Source organism: Hydrogenophaga sp. (genome assembly GCF_051858985.1).
GTDB lineage: Bacteria > Pseudomonadota > Gammaproteobacteria > Burkholderiales > Burkholderiaceae_C > Hydrogenophaga.
The window spans coordinates 988,514-1,008,476 of the sequence record NZ_JBHYGM010000001.1 but is presented as its reverse complement, the minus strand read 5'-3'; the positions used below and the strand labels follow the sequence as shown (position 1 = coordinate 1,008,476).

Annotated in this window: 20 protein-coding genes; 13 read left to right on the top strand and 7 right to left on the bottom strand. The window is 66.6% G+C overall.

Translation table 11 applies throughout. The features are described from left to right. Positions 1-104 precede the first annotated feature (104 nt). The gene (locus tag ACTIEY_RS04960; protein WP_439517978.1) at positions 105-602 is read right to left on the bottom strand and encodes an Lrp/AsnC family transcriptional regulator; all 498 of its coding nucleotides are present in this window, start codon (positions 600-602) and stop codon (positions 105-107) included. Between the two features lie 136 nt (positions 603-738). On the opposite strand from ACTIEY_RS04960, the gene glmS reads away from it, so the two are divergent. Beyond that, entirely contained in the window at positions 739-2,592 is a 1,854-nt protein-coding gene (glmS, locus tag ACTIEY_RS04955; protein ID WP_439517977.1) for a glutamine--fructose-6-phosphate transaminase (isomerizing), read from the top strand. 36 nt (positions 2,593-2,628) lie between these two features. Here glmS and ACTIEY_RS04950 read toward each other — a convergent pair whose 3' ends face one another. Then, the gene (locus tag ACTIEY_RS04950) at positions 2,629-3,411 is read right to left on the bottom strand and encodes an IclR family transcriptional regulator (RefSeq protein WP_439517976.1); all 783 of its coding nucleotides are present in this window, start codon (positions 3,409-3,411) and stop codon (positions 2,629-2,631) included. Positions 3,412-3,574: 163 nt separating this feature from the next. Between ACTIEY_RS04950 and ACTIEY_RS04945 the strand changes: the two genes are divergently transcribed. The 10 genes from ACTIEY_RS04945 (at position 3,575) to ACTIEY_RS04900 (ending at position 14,709) form a co-directional block, all read left to right on the top strand. Then, on the top strand, positions 3,575-5,335 hold the full coding sequence (locus tag ACTIEY_RS04945; RefSeq protein ID WP_439517975.1) for an FAD-dependent oxidoreductase: 1,761 nt from the start codon (positions 3,575-3,577) through the stop codon (positions 5,333-5,335). 25 nt (positions 5,336-5,360) lie between these two features. After that, positions 5,361-6,137, top strand: coding sequence for an SDR family NAD(P)-dependent oxidoreductase (locus tag ACTIEY_RS04940; RefSeq protein WP_439517974.1), 777 nt, complete (start codon positions 5,361-5,363; stop codon positions 6,135-6,137). Between the two features lie 64 nt (positions 6,138-6,201). Continuing rightward, positions 6,202-7,401: an ABC transporter substrate-binding protein gene (locus tag ACTIEY_RS04935; protein WP_439517973.1), complete on the top strand. Its 1,200-nt coding sequence runs from the start codon at positions 6,202-6,204 to the stop codon at positions 7,399-7,401. Positions 7,402-7,459: 58 nt separating this feature from the next. After that, positions 7,460-8,383: a branched-chain amino acid ABC transporter permease gene (locus ACTIEY_RS04930; RefSeq protein WP_439517972.1), complete on the top strand. Its 924-nt coding sequence runs from the start codon at positions 7,460-7,462 to the stop codon at positions 8,381-8,383. Then, positions 8,380-10,173: a branched-chain amino acid ABC transporter ATP-binding protein/permease gene (locus ACTIEY_RS04925; RefSeq protein WP_439517971.1), complete on the top strand. Its 1,794-nt coding sequence runs from the start codon at positions 8,380-8,382 to the stop codon at positions 10,171-10,173. Before ACTIEY_RS04930 ends, ACTIEY_RS04925 begins: the two co-directional genes overlap by 4 nt. After that, a complete protein-coding gene (locus ACTIEY_RS04920) occupies positions 10,167-10,877 on the top strand; it encodes an ABC transporter ATP-binding protein (RefSeq protein ID WP_439517970.1) in 711 nt (236 codons plus the stop codon). The genes ACTIEY_RS04925 and ACTIEY_RS04920 overlap by 7 nt, the downstream gene beginning before the upstream one ends. A 34-nt stretch (positions 10,878-10,911) precedes the next feature. Further along, a complete protein-coding gene (locus ACTIEY_RS04915; protein ID WP_439517969.1) occupies positions 10,912-11,871 on the top strand; it encodes an MBL fold metallo-hydrolase in 960 nt (319 codons plus the stop codon). After that, on the top strand, positions 11,868-12,812 hold the full coding sequence (locus ACTIEY_RS04910) for a DMT family transporter (RefSeq protein WP_439517968.1): 945 nt from the start codon (positions 11,868-11,870) through the stop codon (positions 12,810-12,812). The genes ACTIEY_RS04915 and ACTIEY_RS04910 overlap by 4 nt, the downstream gene beginning before the upstream one ends. Before the next feature lie 11 nt (positions 12,813-12,823). After that, positions 12,824-14,014, top strand: a complete 1,191-nt coding sequence (locus ACTIEY_RS04905) for an NADH:flavin oxidoreductase/NADH oxidase (RefSeq protein WP_439517967.1) — start codon at positions 12,824-12,826, stop codon at positions 14,012-14,014. Further along, positions 14,011-14,709 carry an EthD domain-containing protein gene (locus ACTIEY_RS04900; RefSeq protein ID WP_439517966.1) on the top strand — a complete coding sequence of 233 codons (699 nt, stop codon included), beginning with the start codon at positions 14,011-14,013 and terminating at the stop codon, positions 14,707-14,709. The genes ACTIEY_RS04905 and ACTIEY_RS04900 overlap by 4 nt, the downstream gene beginning before the upstream one ends. A 12-nt stretch (positions 14,710-14,721) precedes the next feature. On the opposite strand, the gene ACTIEY_RS04895 is transcribed toward ACTIEY_RS04900, so the two are convergent. From ACTIEY_RS04895 to ACTIEY_RS04880, 4 genes are read right to left on the bottom strand one after another with little or no spacing between them, the layout of a single operon-like run. Continuing rightward, positions 14,722-15,339 carry an SAM-dependent methyltransferase gene (locus tag ACTIEY_RS04895; RefSeq protein WP_439517965.1) on the bottom strand — a complete coding sequence of 206 codons (618 nt, stop codon included), beginning with the start codon at positions 15,337-15,339 and terminating at the stop codon, positions 14,722-14,724. A gap of 3 nt (positions 15,340-15,342) precedes the next feature. Continuing rightward, on the bottom strand, positions 15,343-16,104 hold the full coding sequence (locus ACTIEY_RS04890) for a PIG-L deacetylase family protein (RefSeq protein ID WP_439517964.1): 762 nt from the start codon (positions 16,102-16,104) through the stop codon (positions 15,343-15,345). Then, positions 16,092-17,132: an acyl-CoA dehydrogenase gene (locus ACTIEY_RS04885; RefSeq protein ID WP_439517963.1), complete on the bottom strand. Its 1,041-nt coding sequence runs from the start codon at positions 17,130-17,132 to the stop codon at positions 16,092-16,094. Before ACTIEY_RS04885 ends, ACTIEY_RS04890 begins: the two co-directional genes overlap by 13 nt. After that, positions 17,129-17,809, bottom strand: coding sequence for a glycosyltransferase (locus ACTIEY_RS04880; RefSeq protein WP_439517962.1), 681 nt, complete (start codon positions 17,807-17,809; stop codon positions 17,129-17,131). Before ACTIEY_RS04880 ends, ACTIEY_RS04885 begins: the two co-directional genes overlap by 4 nt. Before the next feature lie 157 nt (positions 17,810-17,966). Between ACTIEY_RS04880 and ACTIEY_RS04875 the strand changes: the two genes are divergently transcribed. Beyond that, positions 17,967-18,515, top strand: a complete 549-nt coding sequence (locus ACTIEY_RS04875; RefSeq protein ID WP_439517961.1) for a ferritin-like domain-containing protein — start codon at positions 17,967-17,969, stop codon at positions 18,513-18,515. A 54-nt stretch (positions 18,516-18,569) separates the two neighbouring features. Then, on the top strand, positions 18,570-19,097 hold the full coding sequence (locus ACTIEY_RS04870; RefSeq protein ID WP_439517960.1) for a MarR family winged helix-turn-helix transcriptional regulator: 528 nt from the start codon (positions 18,570-18,572) through the stop codon (positions 19,095-19,097). A 1-nt stretch (position 19,098) separates the two neighbouring features. Here ACTIEY_RS04870 and ACTIEY_RS04865 read toward each other — a convergent pair whose 3' ends face one another. Continuing rightward, entirely contained in the window at positions 19,099-19,920 is an 822-nt protein-coding gene (locus ACTIEY_RS04865; protein WP_439517959.1) for a cupin domain-containing protein, read from the bottom strand. Positions 19,921-19,963: the final 43 nt, after the last annotated feature.

Here is a 19,963-nt window from a genome sequence, read left to right as displayed (position 1 = left end):
AGACCAGCAGAACCGTCAACAGTGGGCCATCGAATCGAATCCCGGAACTGTGCGTTTTGCATCAAATGCGCGGCGCGCTTGTGGTCAAAGGTATACAAATCCCCTCAATGCCGGGGCGTGGGGCCCAGCGGAAGTCGCGGTTCGAACTTGGCCCGCTTCAGGCTGAAGAAGGCCTTGATGTTGCGCACATTGGCGTCGCTGGTGAACAGGCGTTGTGCCAGCGCCAGGTAACCGGGCATGTCGGTGCAATGCACCACCAGCATGAAGTCGGGCCCCGGGCTGACGCGGTAGCACTGCTGCACCTCGGCCTCCGGCAGCACGCGGGTTTCGAACGCGTCGAGGTGCTCGGCGCCCTGCCGCTCCAGCGTGATTTCCACCATCGCGGTGAGGCCGTGGCCGAGCAGCGGAGCCAGCTTGTCCGCGCTCAGCAAGGCCACCTCACGTTCGATCAGGCCCGACTGACGAAGGCGCTTGACCCGTCGCAAGCTGGTGGGCGGCGAGAGGTGCGCCAGTTCGGCCAGGGCCTGATTGCTTCGTGAGGCGTCGGTCTGCAGCAGGTCGAGAAGCCGCAGATCTGCATCGTCAAGGGAGTTTTCTTCCATAGCTTTGTTCTGTATGAAATTTTCAATCATCAATGGCAGTGACAGAAATTATCTTCCAGATTTTTGATCATTTCGGAAGCTTATTTTAAGTATGGGTGTTTAGCATCCGGTCCACCGCATTTTTCAGGAGCATCTTATGTGTGGCATCGTGGCAGGGGTTTCAGGGCGCGACATCGTGCCTGTGCTGGTTCAGGGTCTGCAACGTCTGGAATACCGGGGCTATGACTCCTGCGGCGTGGCGGTGCACAACGGGGGTCTGCAGCGCGCGCGCAGCACGGCCCGCGTTGCTGAACTGGCGGTGGACGTGGCGGGCGGGCACATCGCCAGCGGCACCGGTATTGCCCACACCCGCTGGGCCACGCACGGCGCACCGGCGGTCCACAACGCGCATCCGCACTTCAGCCATGGCCCCGGGGGCAGCGCCGGCGCGGGTCGCGTGGCGCTGGTGCACAACGGCATCATCCAGAACCACGATGAGCTTCGCGTGGCCCTGCAGGCCAAGGGCTATGTGTTCGAGAGCCAGACCGACACCGAAGTGATCGCGCATCTGGTGGATTCGCTCTACGACGGCGACGTCTTCTCTGCGCTGCAGGCCGCGGTGCACCAGTTGCACGGCGCCTACGCGCTGGCCGTCTTCCACCGGGACGAGCCGCACCGTGTGGTGGGCGCGCGGGCCGGTTCGCCCCTGGTGCTGGGGGTGGGTGGTGCCGATGGCGAGCACTTCCTGGCCAGCGATGCCATGGCGCTGGCCGGCGTCACGGACCAGATCGTCTACCTGGAAGAAGGCGATCTGGTGGACCTGCAGCTCGGCCGCTACTGGGTGCTCGACGCTTCGGGCCGTTCGCTCGATGCCACGCAGCGCCCGGTGAAGACCGTGCACGCGCACAGCGGCGCGGCCGAGCTCGGCCCTTACCGTCACTACATGCAGAAAGAGATCTTCGAGCAACCGCGCGCCATCGGAGACACGCTCGAAGGGGTTGCCGGCATCACGCCCGAGCTGTTCGGCGACGGCGCCTACAGCGTGTTCAAGGACATCGACAACGTGCTGATCCTGGCGTGCGGCACCAGCTACTACAGCGGCTGCACCGCCAAGTACTGGCTGGAGGCCATTGCGAAGATCCCGACCCAGGTGGAAGTGGCCAGCGAATACCGCTACCGCACCAGTGTGCCCAACCCGCGCACCCTGGTGGTCACGATCACGCAGAGCGGTGAAACCGCCGACACGCTGGCCGCGCTGCGCCACGCGCAGGGCCTGGGCATGAAGCACACCCTGACCATCTGCAACGTGGCCACTTCGGCCATGGTGCGCGAATGTGAGCTTTCGTACATCACGCGGGCGGGTGTGGAGATCGGCGTGGCGTCCACCAAGGCCTTCACCACCCAGCTTGCCGGCCTGTTCCTGCTCACGCTCGCGCTGGCCCAGGTGCGCGGGCACCTCAGCGACGAAGCCGAAGCACAACACCTGAAGGCCATGCGCCATCTGCCCGTGGCGCTGCAGGCCGTGCTGGCGCTGGAGCCCCTGGTGATCAGCTGGGCCGAAGACTTCGCCCGCATGGACAACGCACTCTTCCTTGGCCGCGGCCTGCACTACCCGATCGCGCTGGAGGGCGCGTTGAAACTCAAGGAGATCAGCTACATCCACGCCGAGGCGTACCCGGCCGGCGAACTCAAGCACGGCCCGCTGGCGCTGGTCACCGCGGCCATGCCGGTGGTGACCGTGGCGCCCAACGACGCGCTGCTGGAAAAGCTCAAGAGCAACATGCAGGAGGTGCGCGCCCGTGGCGGCGTGCTCTACGTGCTGGCCGATGCCGACACGCGCATTGCCAGCAGCGAAGGCATCCACGTCATCCGCATGCCCGAACACTACGGCGCACTCAGCCCCCTGCTGCACGTGGTGCCGCTGCAGATGCTGGCGTACCACACGGCGCTGGCCAAGGGCACGGACGTGGACAAGCCGAGGAACCTGGCGAAGAGTGTGACGGTGGAGTGAAGCGTGAGAGGCCGCGGGCGTGCTGCGCCTCGGACCTCAGCGGCTTTCCCCCACCCCCATGCGCCGGGAGATCTCCAGGGCGCACTGGCTGAGCGGCCTGGCGATGGCGCCTTCCCAGCCGCTGTCGAACTTGGCAGCCGGGCCCATCACGAGAATCCCGAGGACGATGTGGCCTTCGGCGTCGAACACCGGTGCGCACAGCGCATCGATTCCGGGGATCGGCTGGCCCAGCGATCTTGAAAGGCCGTGCTTGCGGGTTTCGGCCAGCGACTGCTCGAGGCTTTCGTGGGCCGGTACGGCTTCGGCGGCGGTGCCGTAGCTCAATCGCGCGAGTTCGTCCGAGAGAAGGCGCTCCACCGTTTTCGGTGGCATGTACGCGGCGAACAGCCGGCCGGTGGCGGTATTGGCCAGCGACATCACGGTGCCCGTGCGCAGGTTGACGTGCAGCGGCTCGATCGGCTCCTCGAGTCGCACGATGGTCGGGCCGAGGTTGCCCCAGACCGCAATCGCCACGCTCTGGCCGGTTTCCGCAGCGAGGGCCTCGATCAGTTGCGAGGCTTCCTTCACCGGGTCCATGCGCCTCAGGCGGGTCAGGCCAAGCTGGAGCGCCAGGGGACCCAGCTCGTAGTGGCCCGCGTCAGTCTGGGTGACGAATCCCACTTTCAGGAAACTGACCATATAGGGGTGCGCTTTGCCGGCCGTCATGCCCGCGGCTTTGGCCAGGTCCTTCAAAGCGAGCGGACGCACGTGGCGGGCAAGCTGCACCAGGAGCCCGATCCCGATTTCGATCGACTGGATGCCGCGCCGGCTCTTTTCCATGTGGGGTACCGCTAGATCAGAAAGCTGGAGTGTATCCATCAGGGTTTACCATGACTATTACGGATCTGTTCGATGGGATCGTATGCATCGATAGTATCGAATGCATTGCTTATTATCAAATACAATCTACAATCCGCACCAGCATCGAAAAATTGGAGACTTCATGACTCAGGAAGACATCACGGTCGACGTACTGGTCGTCGGCACGGGAGCGTCAGGCATGGCGACCGCCATCACAGCGGCGTCTCAAGGGCTCAAGGTTCTCGTGGTGGACAAGGAAGCGCGCTACGGCGGCACCACCGCGCGTTCGGGCGGCTGGCTCTGGATACCAGGCACGCACCTGGCGAAGGAGCAGGGCATCACCGAGCCCCATGGCGCCGCCATGGCCTACATGAAGCACGAGACCACCACGCATTTCGATGAAAAGCGGGTGAGCGCCTTTCTGGACAACGGCCCGAAGGCGCTGGAATTCTTCACCCGCAACACCTGCGTGCAGTTCGACATGCCGGCGGTGTTCCCCGATTACCACGCCGAAGCCCCGGGCGGCCAGCCCGGTGGCCGTTCGATGGTCACGCGGCCATTCGACGGGCGCGAGCTGGGCAAGCGCATCAAGCAGCTGGCGCCGCCGCTGCCCGAGTTGACGGTGTTCGGGATGATGCTGGGCTCGGGTCCCGAGATCAAACATTTCATGCGGACCTTCAAGTCGCCGACGTCTTTTCTGTATGTGACCAAGCGCCTGACCCGGCATTTTCTCGATGTGCTCCGCCACGGTCGCGGCATGACACTCACCAATGGCAATGCGCTGGCAGGGCGCCTGGCCAAGGCAGGCATGGACCTGGACATTCCTGTCTGGCTGTCGTCGCCGGTGAAGAAGCTGGTGGTGGAGTACGACGGTGTGGCCGGCGCGCTCGTCGAACGCGAAGGCAAGCCGGTGCGCGTGCTGGCGCGGCGCGGTGTGGTGTTGGCATGTGGTGGGTTCCCACACGACGTGGAGCGCCGCCGGCAACTGTTTCCGCACGCGCCCACCGGCAAGGAACACTTCTCTCCCTCGCCCGAGTCCAACACGGGCGATGGCCTCAAGCTCGCTGAATCGGTGGGCGGACGCGTCGATCCCACCATCCCGCACGCGGCAGCGTGGGTGCCCACCTCCGTCACCAACCGGCCAGATGGCAGCAAGGGCGTGATGCCCCACTTCATCGACCGGGCGAAACCAGGCGTGATTGCCGTGACGGCCAAGGGCCGTCGTTTCACCAACGAGGGCAACTCGTACCACGACTTCGTGCAGGCCATGGTCAAGGCCTGCGAAGGTGAACCGGAGGTCAGTGCCTGGTTGCTGTGCGACCACAAGGCCCTGCGGAACTATGGCCTGGGTTGCGTGGCCCCCGCTCCATTGCCCATCGGACGCCACCTGCGCAGCGGCTACCTCAAGCGCGGTGCCACGGTGAAGCAGCTCGCCGAACAGATCGGCATCGCGCCAGCCACGCTGGAAGCCACCGTCGCCCAATTCAACCAGACCGCCCGGAGCGGACAGGACCCCGAGTTCGGCAAAGGCAGCAAGGCTTACAACCGCTACCAGGGCGACGCGCTCATCGAGCCCAACCCGTGCGTGGCTCCGCTCGAATCGGGCCCCTACTACGCGATCAAGCTGGTCGTGGGTGACATCGGCACCTTTGCGGGCCTCGTGACCGATGAAGACACGCGCGTCCTGGATTCCACTGGCAAGCCCATCAAGGGTCTGTATGCGGTGGGCAACGACGCCGCCAGCGTGATGGGCGGCAACTACCCCGGCGCGGGCATCACCCTGGGCCCGGCCCTGACGTTTGGCTACGTGGCGGGCATGCAGCTCGCCAAGAACGAAGCCACCGCGGACATCCGCCTCCAGATCGAACGCCGCGAACCGGTGACACTCGCCCGCCCGGCATGACCCGCACCCAGCGAACGGAGACCGCATGAACTACCCAGCCACCGTGGCCCCTCCCTTGCTGCCCGGGCGCCTGGCCTTGATCACGGGCGCCGGCCAGGGCAATGGCCAGGCCATCGCGCTCGGACTCGCCCAGGCCGGCGCGCGGGTGATCGTGACCGACATGAACGCGAGCACCGCTGAACAGACCGCCAACGCGGTGAAGGTTCAGGGCGGTGAGGCATGGGCCTTCGTGCTCGACGTGACCTCGCCAGCCGACTGCCGCGAGCTGGCGGCGCGCGTCGAAAAAGACATCGGCCAGGTCGACCTGCTGGTGAACAACGCCGGCATCATCATTCGCGAGAACACCACGAGCGAGCAGGCCGAAGCGAACTGGAAGAAGACGATCGACGTCAACGTCCACGGCACCTTCAATGTGACGCTCGCCTGGCTGCCCGCCGTCAAGGCGACCCGGGGCTGCATCATCAACATCGCGTCCATTGCCGCCTACGCGGGCCAGGCCGCGAGCCTGGGCTATTCGCCATCCAAGGGCGCGATCAAGATGTTCACGCAGTCGCTGGCGCAGGAGCTTGCGCCGGCCGGTGTGCGCGTCAATGCCCTGGCACCCGGGGTCATCGCGACACCCATGACGGCGGCGACCCGGGCGGACCCGACCCGCCTGGAATCGTTCATGACCCGCATCCCCATGGGGCGTGTGGGGCAAACCGAAGACCTCGTGGGGCCGGTGATCTTCCTGGCTTCCGACATGTCCCGCTACGTCACCGGCATCACGCTGGCGGTGGATGGCGGGTTCCTGGCGGTCTGACAACAGGTCACGCCACACGTGACCGCGCATCTCGAGCCACAGCTTTTTCAACCAAGGAGACAACATGAAACTCACCCGAATCTGCGCAGGCCTTCTGGCCGCTGCGGCGTTCACCGCCTTCTCCGCAGGCGCACAGGCACAGGACATCAAACTCGGCTACAACGGCGACCTCTCGGCCTCGCCGTCTGCGCAGAGCGGCCATGCAGCCGTGCTGGGCATGGAAGCTGCCATTGCCGACATCAACGCAGCGGGTGGCGTGCTCGGACGCAAGCTCGTCCTGGTCACGCGCGATGACACCTCGGCTCCGCCCAAGTCGATCCAGAACATGAGCGACCTGGTGGACAACGAAAAGGTCGCGGCCGTGTTCGGTCCCACCAACTCGGGCAATGCCATGGCCTGGAAGCACATCGCCAACCAGAAGAAGGTGCCGGTGCTGGGCAACGTGGGCTCGGGCACCGACATCACCAAGCCGATGAGTCCGGGTGCCGACAACTACATGTTCCGCGTTTCGATGGTGGACCGCGAGCAGGTGGCCGCGCTGATGGCGTACGTCAAGAAGAACGCCGCTCAATCCAAGGTGATCGGCCTCATGGCCGAGACCACCGGCTACGGCCAGGGCGGGCTCAAGGACATGCAGGAGATCGCCGAGCTCCAGGGCATCAAGCCCGCAGCCATTGAACGCTTCGGTGTCGGCGACACGGACATGACTTCGCAGCTCAACAAGATGAAAGCCGCTGGCGTGGACACGGTCATCGTCTGGGCGCAGGGCACGCCCATCGCCCAACTCGTGCGCAGCATGGAGAAGATCAACTACTTCCCCCTGACGCTGACCTCCTGGGCTGCAGACAACATCACGTTCTATGACGCAGCCGGCAAGACCCTGGCCGAGAAGCCGCTGTTCATGCGCACGGTGAGCGAGACGCGCACGCCGATCCAGCAGAAGCTGTTCGATCGCATCGGCTCCAAGTTGAAGGCGCCCAGCTCCTTCTCGTTCGCGCTGCATGGCTACGACTCGGTCCTGCTGTACGCAGAAGCTGCCAAGCAGGCCAAGTCGGTGGATGGCTCGGCGGTTCGCCTGGCGCTTGAAGATCTGAACACGCCGGTGCAGGGTGTCCTCAAGACCTACAACAAGCCTTTCAGCAAGACCAACCACGAAGCCCTGACCGCCAAGGACCTGGTGTGGATTCGCTGGAAGGACGGCAAGCTGATGCCTTACACCGACAAGCTGATCGAGTCGTTCGCGGCAGGCGATTTCAAGCAATAAGCGACCGAGACAGATCCCGGGGCCATGATGGCCCCGGGATCAGACAAGAGAGAACCACATGGCCGAAGCGCTCTTGCAGGCGATCATCAGCGGGCTGGCGGTGGGCGGCGCCTACGCGCTGGTCGCGCTGGGATTCAGCATCACATTCACCACCACCAAGACACTGAACTTCTCGCATGGGGAGTTCGTGTCGGCAGGTGCCTTCATCGGCATGAGCGCGCTGTTCCTGATGATTGGCGTGCCGGTGACTTCGACCACGTTTGGAGAGGCGGTGCCGGGTGCCAGTGCGCAATTGCTGGCCCTGGCGGCGGCTCTTGGCGTCATGGGCCTGCTCGGCTGGCTCCTGTATGTGATCGGCGTTCGGCCGTTCGCCGGGCGCCCGGGCATGGCCTGGGTCATGAGCACCCTGGGGTTCGGCGTCATCCTGCAGAGCGTTGGTCTGGCCATCTGGGGACCCAAGCCTGTGGTGGTGCCGGGGCCTGTCGGCGACGCCGTGATCCGCGTGCTGGGCATCGGCGTTCGACCCCAGGAAATTCTCATGCTCGTGGTAGCCGTGGTCGTCATGATCGGCTTCGACTTCGTGATGAACCGCACCATGGTCGGCAAAGCCATGCGCGCGGTCGCGAGCAATGGCAACGTCGCCAGCCTGATGGGCATCAACACCAACGCAGTCATGATCGGCGCCTTTGTCGTCAGTTCGGCCCTGGCCGGTCTCTCCGGCTTCCTGCTCGCACCCATTGCGCAAGCCTCGCTCTACATGGGCCTGGCGGTCGGGCTCAAGGGCTTCTCGGGCGCCATGATCGGCGGCCTGAGCAACCCGCGTGGTTGTGTCATTGGCGGCTTTGCCCTGGGCGTGCTCGAATCGATGGTGAATCTCTGGCAGGCGCAGTGGCGCGAAGTGGCGGTGTTCGCCCTCGTGATCCTGGTGCTGGCTTTCCGCCCCACCGGCCTGTTCGGCAAGAAGATGGTGGAGAAGGTATGAGGCGGGCGCTGCATCCGCTGACCGTGCTGGTGGTCCTGGCCGCGCTGTTCGGCATCACTTCGCTGCTCGGCAACGACTACTACCTGCGCATCGTGTTCATGATGTGCGTGTACTACCTCTGCGCCGCCGGCATGAACGTGCTGGTGGGCTACGCCGGACAGAAGTCGCTCGGCCAAGCCGGCCTTTTCGCGGCGGGGGCGTACGCCGCTGCGCTGCTCACCACCCGCGCCGACATGAACCCGTGGCTGGCGCTGGTGGCGGCAGCGGTGATCTCCGGTGTCTGCGGCGTCCTCATTGCACTGCCCTCGCTGCGCGTGAAGGGCCCTTACCTCGCCATGGTCACGCTGGCCTTCGGCATCGTGGTGGAAAAACTCGTGGGCGAATGGACCGATGTGTTCGGGGGCGCACAGGGCATCTACGGCATCAAGCCGCTGACCTGGAACGACCAGCCGCTGACCTCTTTGCAATGGGTCTGGCTGGGCATGGCGCTCTGCGCCGTCACCCACCTGCTGTTGCGCAACCTGCTCAAGGGCCGATTCGGACGGGCGCTCCTGTCGCTGCAGGCCGATGAGATCGCTTCGTCGTCGGTGGGTGTGCGCGTCTACCGCGCCAAGGTCATTGCCTTCGTGGTGGCCGCCGTTACCTGCGGCCTGGCGGGCGCGCTGGTGGCTCAGCAGAACCAGTACATCAACTCCGACTTCATCACCTTCCACCTTTCGATCTTCATCTTGCTGCTGGTGCTGTTCGGCGGTGCGGGGTCCACCTACGGCCCGCTGGTTGGCGCCATCGTCCTCACGCTGGTGGACGCCATGCTGGCGCGCTGGCCTTCGGCGCAGCATTTCCTCTACGGCTTCCTGCTGCTCTTTGCGCTGTACGTGATGCCGGGCGGCGTGACCGGCCTGTTCAACCAGTGGTTCCGACGACCGGGCAAGGCGCCGGACGCCACAGGCACAACCACCCGAACCACGCGCATCGGCCCCGATGGGAGCGGTGACCTGCTCGAGGTGACAGGCGTGACCAAGAACTTCGGCGGCGTGAAGCCGGCCCAGGATGTGTCGTTCAAGCTCCGGCGCGGGCACATCCATGCGCTGATCGGCCCCAACGGCGCCGGCAAGACCACCATGATCAACATGTTGACCGGCCTGATCGATCCCAGCGAAGGATCGATCCGGTTCCTGGGGCAGGAGGTCTCCGGCCGCGCGCCGCACGCCATCTGCTGCATGGGCATGGGGCGCACCTTCCAGAACTTGCGACTGTTCGCCGATCTCTCGGTGCTGGACAACGTGATGCTGGGCCGGCACAGCCGCATGACGAATGGCTTCTTTGCCTCGCTGATGGCCCTGCCCGGCGCACAGAAGCAGGAAGCCGCCACCCGGGCACGTGCGTTGCAGTTGCTCGAGCTGGTCGGCATCCTGCACCTGGCGCACCACCAGGCGGGCAGCCTGCCCTACGGCCTGCAGCGGCGTGTGGAGCTGGCCCGCGCGCTCGCCACCGAGCCGCAATTGCTGTTGCTCGATGAGCCCGCCGCCGGCCTCAATCCGCAGGAAACCGCAGAGCTGGGCCAGTTGCTGGTGCGCATCGGGCAGTGTGGCGTGACCATCCTCATGGTGGAACACCACATGGACCTGGTGATGTCGGTGTCGGACCACGTGATCGTGCTCGACTACGGCATCAAGATCGCCGAGGGCAAGCCCGCAGACGTGCAAGGCAACCCTCGCGTGGTGGAGGCCTACCTGGGCGTCGACGAACCGGAAACAGAGCTGGCAGAAGGGACCGTCAAACCATGCTGAATCTCGAATCGGTCAAGGTGTCGTACGGCGCCATCGAAGCCGTCAAGGGCGTGAGCCTGGAAGTGCGCCAGGGCGAGGTCGTCACCATCATCGGTGCGAACGGTGCCGGAAAAAGCACCTTGCTCAAAAGCATCTGCGGACTGGAGCCCCTCTCCGGCGGGCGCATCCTGTTCGATGGCAACGACGTGTCGCGCGTGAAGGCGCATCAGCGTGTGGGCCTGGGGGTGGCCATGTCGCCCGAGGGCCGTGGCGTGTTCGCCGACCAGACGGTGCGCGAGAACCTCATGCTGGGCGGCTACACGCGCAAGAAGGACGCGGCGGCGATGGATGCCGCCATCGAACGCGAGTTCAACCGCTTTCCCCGCTTGCGTGAGCGTCAGGACCAGCTCTCCGGCACGCTGTCGGGCGGTGAGCAGCAGATGCTGGCGATTGCGCGCGCGCTCATGAGCGAGCCCCGCCTGCTGCTGCTCGACGAGCCCTCGCTGGGCCTGGCACCGTTGATCATCAAGGACATCTTCAACGCCATTCGCGAGCTGCGCGCCTCGGGTCTCACGATCCTGCTGGTGGAGCAGATGGCCAAGCAGGCTCTGGGCGTGGCAGACCGCGCCTACGTGCTGGAAACCGGGTTCATCACGCTCGAAGGTTCCGGCCGCGAACTCCTCAACGATCCGAAGGTCAAGGCCGCCTACCTGGGCACGCACTGACCGCTTCACCCACACCCCCGAGCAGGAGCCTGCCATGAGCACCACCAAGACCTTCGCCAGCCAGGCCGACCTGGAAGAAAAGAAGGTCACCTTCAGCCAGATTTCGGAACATGCCTGGGCCTACACGGCCGAAGGCGACCCCAACACCGGCATCGTCATCGGCGACGACGCGGTGCTGGTGGCCGACACCCAGGCCACGCCCGCCATGGCGGCCGACGTGGTGCGTCGCATCCGCGAAGTGACCGACAAACCCATCCGGTACGTGGTGCTCACGCACTACCACGCGGTGCGCGTGCTCGGCGCGGCGGCCTACCAGCCCGATCACATCCTGGCCAGCCAGGACACCTACGACCTGATCGTCGAGCGCGGCGAACAGGACAAGGCCAGCGAGATCGGACGTTTCCCCAGGCTGTTCCGGAACGTGGAAACGGTGCCGCCGGGGCTGACCTGGCCCACCATGACCTTCACCGGCAAGATGACCGTGTGGATCGGAAAGCTCGAAGTGCAGTTGTTGCAGCTCGGCCGTGGACACACCAAGGGCGACACGGTGGTGTGGCTGCCGCAGGAACGCACGCTGTTCAGCGGCGACCTGGTGGAATTCGATGCCACCCCCTACGCCGGGGACGCCTACTTCAAGGACTGGCCACAGACGCTGGACAGGCTGGCGGCCCTGCAGCCCAAAGCCCTGGTGCCTGGCCGGGGTGCGGCCCTGACCACGCCACAGGAAGTGGCCGCTGGCCTGGCGGGCACCCGCGGCTTCATTGCCGATGTGTATGCGCAGGTGCAGCAGGGCGTGGCCCAGGGCAAGGATCTCAACGCCGTCTACAAGGACACGCTTGCGGCCTTGAAGCCCAGGTATGGGCACTGGGTGATCTTCGACCACTGCATGCCGTTCGATGTGACCCGTTGCTACGACGAAGCGACGCAGTACGCCGATCCGCGCATCTGGACGGCCGAGCGCGATGTGGAGATGTGGAAGACGCTCGAAGGATGACCACGCGGCGGCTCGACCGTGTCGGCGCCCGGGAAGGCGCAGGCCCATCGGTCCAGTCCATCCTGATCGTTGCCATGGCGGTCTGGGGCCTGAACGTGTCGGTGGTGAAAGTGCTCACAGGAGTGCTCGACCCCATCGTGGTGGCTGCGGTGCGCATGCTGGTGGCGGTGATCGCCATCAGCCTGATCCTCTTCTGGAAACGCGCCGGGGTGACAGGCCCCACCTGGCGGCAGATGCTCGGGCTTGTGCTGTGTGCCGTGCTGATGGTGTACGCCAACCAGATACTTTTCGTCGAAGGCCTGTTGCGCACCACCGCCACCAACGGAGCCCTGATCATGGCCTTGAGCCCGCTGTTCTCGGCCCTGCTGGCGGCCGTCGCGTTCCGGGAGCGACTCACGCCGGGCCGCATCGTCGGTGTGATGCTCGGATTCGGGGGCGTGGCTGCCGTGGTGCTGAGCCACCCCGGGGCCGGGCTGTCGCGCGCAGGTGTGGGCGACCTCCTGCTGGTGGCTGCGGTGCTCAGCTTTGCGACCGGTGGCACGATCGTCCAGCGCATGGCGAACCACCTCTCCACGCTCACCATCAGCTGGGCGATCTATGCCATTGGCGCGCTTCTGCTCACCGTGCACGCCGGCTTGTGGACGACCAGTCAGGCCAGCGCAACGGTGGTGCCCGATGCCTGGCAGTGGGCATTGATTCTTTTCTCCGGCGTGTTCGCCACGGCGCTCGCCAACGTGATCTGGAACCACGCCATCGGTCGGATCGGCGTCGCCCGCACATCGGTTTTCCTGTACCTGGTGCCGGTGTTTGGCATCCTCTTTGCGGCACTGCTGCTGGGTGAACGGCTCACGCTGTGGCACCTGGTCGGCTTCCTCGCCGTGGTCGCCGGCACCTGGCTCGGCACCCGGCCTGCCTCGGCTGCGCCAACGCCTGCACCCTGAGCCGGGCTCCCATGCACCCAGACACCCCCCTGCTGTTCCAGCCATTGAACCTGCGAGGCCTTGAGCTGGCGAACCGCATCGTGATCTCGCCCATGTGCCAGCACGCGGCGGACCGCGGGCATGCCACGCCCTGGCACCTGGTTCACCTCGGCAAGTTCGCGCTGGGGGGCGCTGGCCTGATCCTGACCGAAAGCACCGCGGTCGATCCCCGCGGCCGCATCGGCACGGCCGATCTGGGCCTGTGGAAAGACAGCCAGATCGAGCCGCTGAAGGCCGTGGTGGATTTCGTCCATGCCAACGGGAGCGCCATCGGCGTGCAGCTCGCGCACGCCGGGCGCAAGGCCGGCAGCCAGCCCCTGTGGGAGGGTGGTGCGGCCATTCCACCCGAGACGATGGCCGGCGATGAGGAACCCTGGGAGCGTGTCGGTCCGAGCCCGTTGCCTGCAGGTCCCGGGTGGTCGGCACCCGCCGTGCTGGACCCCAGCGGCATCGCAAGTGTGGTGCAGCGCTTCGCGGAGGCTGCGGTACGGGCAGACCGTTCCGGCTTCGACGTGGTCGAACTGCACTTTGGCCACGGCTATCTCGTGGCCAGCTTCCTGTCACCCAGTTCGAACCAGCGTCAGGACGACTGGGGTGGAAGCCTTCGCAAGCGCATGCGGCTGGCGCTGGACATCGCCCGCGCCGTTCGCGCGGTGTGGCCTGCCCACAAGCCGCTGTTCTGCCGGCTCTCCGCGGTCGATGGAACAGTGGACGGCTGGTCGCTCGACGATTCCGTGGCGCTGGCGCGAGAGCTCAAGGGCTGCGGGGTGGATGTGATCGACTGTTCGTCCGGCGGCCTGACCGAAGAGACCCGCGCGCTGCCGGTGCCGCGCGGCCTGGGGTTCCAGGTGCCGTTCTCCGACCGCATCCGCCGCGAAGCCAGAGTGACCACGCAGGCGGTGGGCATGATCGTGGACCCGCACCAGGCGCAGGCCATTCTGGAATCGGGCAAGGCCGATCTGGTCGCGCTCGGCCGTGAGGCCCTGCTCGATCCCTACTGGGCGCACCACGCGGCCATGACCCTGGGCGCGGACCCTCGCTTCGAACGCTGGCCCATCCGCCACGGGGTCTGGCTCGCCAAGCGCGCACCAGCCCTTCAGCAGTTCCTGGACGCGGCCAGGGCCGCACCGCACAGCCCCCTCCACCCACAGGAAGACACATGAAAGTCCGCATGGGATTGCTCCACAAGGCCACCACGCTGGAAACCGAGGCGTTCCAGCGGTACTGGCTGGAACAACACGGCCCACTGGTCAGGTCCGGCCTGCCCGGTCTGCGCGCGTACTGGCAGAACCACGTGATCGATCGCCAGCAGCGGGGCATCGACTTTGCACGCGGCACCTGGAACTTCGACGGCTTCTCGCAACTGTGGCTCGACGACGCCACGCCCGCCCACGCGGCCTTCAACGACGGTGGCTTTGCCGCCGCACTGTGGTTGGACGAGGCGGCGTTCATCGGCGAGCTCCATGTCGTCACGGCCGAGCAGAACGTGGTGATACCGGTGCCCGAAGACGGCCAGCGTGCCCGCCTGCTCAAGCGCATGTCCACGCTGCGCCGTCCCGAGGGCATGTCGGAAGACGACTTCCGACGCGAATGGCGGGTGCATGGCGAACTGGTGAAGCAGATGCCGGGGGTGAGCGGCTACCGGCAGAACGTGGTGGTGGAACGGGAACGCGTCAAGGGGAGGTCCTGCTCACACGACGAGCTGCCGATCGATGGCATCGTCGAACTGTGGTTCGAATCCACCTCAACGCTGGAAGCCGCGTTTGCATCGGAGGCGGGGCAGCGCACCATGGCGCACGCCACCACCTTCATCGCCGAGATCACGGCATTCCTGGTGAAGGAACACCGGATCGTCTGAACCCCGGCCCGATCACGCCGCCGCAAACCCTTCTCGCTGGGCAACCGACCTGCCATCGTCGCTCCACACGTGGAGGACAAAATCGGTTTCCCGCACTTCCGACAGAACCTCCATGCCCAGGCGCTGTGCCAGCCTGCCGTGCACCGCGTCGCCGTCGAGTTCGCCCCCCTGGATCGGGTGGCGCCAATGGCAGGCCAGCAAGGTGCCACCGGGTTTCAATGAGGCCCGGGCGTGGTCGGCGAGCCGGTCCAGAGCTGGCGCATCGAGAAAGTAGCCCAGCTCGCTGATGACGATCAGGTCGAACGACTCGTTGGGCCACTCCTCGGGCAGGTGCGCCTGCACCGCCTTGGCATGCGGCCACGGCGCCAGGCGAGCGCGCGCCAGTTCCACGGCCCGCTCGCTCACGTCGGACACCAGCAGCCGGTCGCAGCGCGTGGCCAGATCGGCGGAGAGTTCGCCGTTGGCACAACCGGGTTCGTAGCCGCTGGCGTAACGCGGGTCGGGCAGGCAGGCGAGCGTCAGTGCACGTTTGCGCGCCTCGTACCAGCGCGTCTTGAATTGCCAGGGGTCGTCGTTGCCCTCGAACAGCCGATCGAAGGCTTCGGGGCCGGGGCGGCGGGCGGTGGTCATGGCTCAGGCGAAGTAGTACTCGTTGCGCCAGGCCGCTCGTTTCAGGATGGCCTCGCCGAGCACCGCGCCGAGCGCGTCGCTGCGCGGGTGAAGTTGCGAGTGGTGGGCCGCGAGTGCAGCGAGCTTCTGTGAACTGGCCGTGGCGCTCAAGGGCACGGCGCGCAGGCGGCGCCATGGCACGCGCACATCTTCAGGCGTGGCCCAGTGCCACATCCAGACCGGTGCCGCCAGGAAGGCACTGCCGGTGGTGACGCAGGCGTCGCGGGTCACCTGCCCGACGGCATCGTGGTCCGGGTGACCATCGTGCTCCCAGGTGCTCACCACCACGTCGTCACGGTTCAACAGCGACATCAGCCGCTCGCGCAGCAGGCCGGTCTTCAGGCCGACACGCCCGTCCTCCATGCCCAGCGTCAGCACCGAAGGCTGTGAAAGGCCGAGGTGACGAAGTCCTTCGAATCGCTCCTGCCGGCGGAGTTCGCCCAGGGTCTCGCGGGTCATGGTGGGCGCTTCGTCGTGGCTGGCTTCACCGTCCGTCACGGCCACCACCTGCACCTCGCCTCCTTGCGCCAGGTGGGTGGCGATCAGGCCGCCGCTGGCGAGTATCTCGTCGTCGGGATGGGGCGCGACCACCACCAGGCGCGCGCTGGCAGGCAGCCACTCGCCCATCGAGAGCTCGTGGCACCGCAGCCCTGGCAGCCAGCGCCGCCAGGTCAGCTCATCGGTGCCGTCGCCGTGGATCAGGGGTGGAAGGTCTAAAGCGCCCATGGGGAAGCTCCGGGTGAGGCCAGTTTTTCGCCCAGCGCGGCGAAGTCCCGCTCGGCGTGGCTCTGGCGCAGGTAGACGGGAAGGTCGGCGGCCATCTGTGCAAACGCCGCATCGCGACAGAATGGCGTGGCGCCCAACGCCCGGCCCACTTCGTCCAGCACGAGCCTGGCGCTGGACTCGACGGCCAGTCGAACCGACAGCGCCCGCGCGCTGGCGTCCTGCGTCGGGTGATCGTCGATCCAGCGCGCCGTCTCGCGCAACAGCGCGGCGCTGGACTGCAGTGCAGTGCCCACGTGGCCCAGGGCAGCCAGCCGGAATGGACTGGGAGTCGCAGGTGCCGAGGAGACCGCGCGCAGCAACGCGCCCGCCAGCGCCATGGCGCCACCCTGCCAGCAGGCGGCAATGCCACCGCCGCCCTGCCAGAAACCGGGCCTCTCCAGGTAGGCGCCTTCGCCACCGACGCGCTCGCCCATGGCATCGTCGAAGGCCACGTCGATGCTGGCGCTGGCGGCCATGCCCACGGCCTGCCAGCCCGCGGCCGACACGGCCACCCCGGGCTGGTCCATCGGCAATCGAACCAGCACCGGGCCACTGCCGTCGGCGTACCAGGCGGTCAACAGGCCGTGGCTCACATGGCCGGCGCCAGAGCACCAGCATTTGGCACCGTTCACGCGCAAGCCGTCGGCACCCACGGGTTCCACCACGGTTCGCCCGTCGGGTGACTCAGCGGCCCACATGCCCCAGGTGGCGCCAGGCACCGGCGTGGCCGTCGGGCCTGCTTCGGCCATCACGGCCAGGGCATCGGTGTGCCCCTCGAAGAGCTTGGCCAGCGAGAGATCGTGCTGGGCCACCAGGCACAGGGCCTGCCAGCGCTGCAGCGTGGCGCCGCTTCCCGGCAGAGGCAACTGATCGAGCCCAAGTTGGACGAGCCGATGCAACCCATGGGCCGGGGTTTGGGCGCGGTCGAGCGCGGCAAGGCCTGCCTGAAGCGATTCGAGCGATGCGCAGCGCTTCGCGTCGTGCGTCATGCTGACGATCCAGCGCCGGCCACGTGAACCTCGCCGGCGCGAACCAGCGCGGCACCGAAGCCGCCCGGGGCGCGGTAGGTGCGGCGCGTGCTCGTCACCACCCGCGGAGCAGCAGACCACGCGATGCGCGCACCCACCGCCTCCAGCGCTCTCACCAGGGCCACGTCTTCGCTGCTGGCCAGCGGTTCGAAACCACCGGCACGCTGGTAGGCCTGCGCGCTCACACCCAGGTTGGCGCCGTGGATGTGCTGGTGTCCGTCGGCGTCGGTGTAGGTGGCATCGAAGTGGTGGCGCATGGGATCGCCATAAGTGCCCCAGTCGTTCACGCCGATGGTGCCGCACACGGCGTCGCTCTCCAGCGACATCTGCACGTGCAGCCAGTCCGGTGCCACGACGGTGTCCGCATCGGTGAAAGCCAGCCAGCGTGCACCCAGCTTGAGCGCCAGCTCCGCACCGGCCGCACGCGCCATGCCCACATTGCGCGACTCCACCCAGATGAGCACCGCGCCGGCCTCCACCGCCACGCCGGCCGTGTCATCGGTGCACGCATCGAGCACCACGATCACCAGCACGCGCTCGCCCTTCAGGCCAGGCCAGCGGGCGGCTTTCTCCACCGATTGCAGGCAGATCCCGATGAGGGCTTCTTCGTTGTTCGCAGGGACGATGACGGCCAGCATGGCGCGCTCCAGGTGCCGGACACAGCGGCACGTGGAGGGCGATTGAATCGGTGCGGCTCGCCCGGGTCTGTTCGCCACAGCACCGACGCGGATGGGCGGTGAGCCCATGCTCCCGTTGTCGACCACGCGCCCCGCCCCCCACCGACCGGAGAACACCATGACCCCACCACTGCCACCCCTTGACATCACCGAACTGCGCAAGACCGCGCGCCAGAGCATGGAAGAAGGCGCCGTGACCGCCGGCTACAGCGCCGACCTCGACGGTGTCATCAAGCTGCTCAACGATGCACTCGCCACCGAACTGGTGTGCGTGCTGCGCTACCGGCGCCACCACTTCATGGCCAGCGGCATCCACTCGCACGCCACGGCGGCCGAATTCCTGGTGCACTCCAAGGAAGAGCAGGGCCACGCCGACCAGCTCGCGGAGCGCATCGTGCAACTCGGCGGTGAGCCGGACTTCTCGCCGGACACCCTTACCAGGCGCAGCCACGCGGAGTACGTGGAGGGCGTCACGCTGACCGACATGATTCGCGAGAACCTGGTGGCCGAGCGCATCGCCATCGACAGTTACCGCCACGCCATCGAGTCCGTGGGCGATGACGATCCCACCACGCGCCGCCTGTTCGAGTCCATCCTGGCGGTGGAGGAAGAACACGCCGACGAACTGGCCGACCTGCTCACGCAGGTGCCCGCGAAATCCAGTTGAGCCGGCGGCGGGCGGTGCGGGTCAGCGGTGCGGAGCACCTACACTCCGCCAGTCATGAGCACGCGCAAAGCCACCCGCCCCCAGCCCAGCCCCGCACCCGCCAGGAAGGTTTCACGCGGCAGCCGCCCGCGCGGCCACCGGGCGCTGCTGGTCACGGAGGCCTCGCCGTACTACCAGATCTGGGTGCTGACCAACCTCACGGCAAAGCCGTTCATCGCGCGGTTTGGTGAGCGTTTCGACCTCAACCTCACCGACTGGCGCATCCTGCTGACCCTGGCCGACAAGCCGGGCATCACCGCGCAGGGGCTGGCGGACTACACCGGCCTGGACAAGATGAGCGTTTCGCGTGTGGTGCGCAAGCTCGAATCGCAAGACCGCCTGGTGCGCGAGAACAGCGAAGCCGACCGGCGCAGCTTCCACCTCAACCTCACGGACGCGGGCTGGGCGGTGTACGAGGAAATCGCCGTGGCTGCGATCGAGCGTGAAACGCAGGTGTATGCGGGGCTGAGCGCCGCGGAAGTGAAGACGCTGCACCAGTTGCTGGGCAAGCTCTCGGTGCGCGCGCGGCTCCCGATGGGCTGAGTCAGAAGCCGTAGGGGTCCATCGCCGGGTCGTCGCCCGCGTGCGCTGGGCCTTCTGCCCACGCCAGCAGACTGCAGCCGTAGCGCGAACTCAGGTGCACGCGCGCGCCCGGTTCGATGACCACCACCGAAGGGCCCGCCATCGTCACATCCCCCACGCTCAGGTCGCCGGCGAGCAGGAAGAAATCCGTGAGCCCGGTGTGGTGCAGGTCGCTGAGCCTGGCGCCCGGCCAGAGCTGCAGCGAGCACAGCCGGTGGTTGCTGCCCGTGCCCGCGTAGTCGTACACCGGACGGCGCAGCACACCGGCAAAAGGCGAGGCCACCTGCGCCACGCTATCGAGCACCACCGTGATGTCCGGCGGCGTGAACGGCCGCGTGTTCGTGACCGTGGTCTTCTGCGCGTGCGGGTGGATGGCCGCGCCATCGGGCTCGATGATCACCGGTCCTTCCAGGCGTGAGAACAACGTGCAACCGCCATACGACACCGCGTCGTGCGTGGCGCCGGTGAGGTTGATGCCCACGGCGCCGGCGCGCGTGGTGCACTGGAAATCGGTGAGCTCGCCGGAGAGGAAATAGCTGCTCGCCACGCCACGATGCTGGTGCACCCCCGAGCGGCTCATGGGATCGAACATCAGCATGCCGAGGAAGAGGCCGCGCTCCGGATCGCGCCGGATCGCCTTCTCGCGCGACGTCCCGCGCGGGGTCACGCGCCAGGGAGTCGCTTCGAGATCGTAGGCGTAGACGCCGGGCTGGATTCGGCGTCCCGAAGCCGGCTCCGGCGCGGTGGCGGAAGGGGCGGTGAGGGGTACGGCGGCAACGGTCATGGTGTCGTCCTAGGGTAAACGAGGGGATGGCGTCAAGGTAACG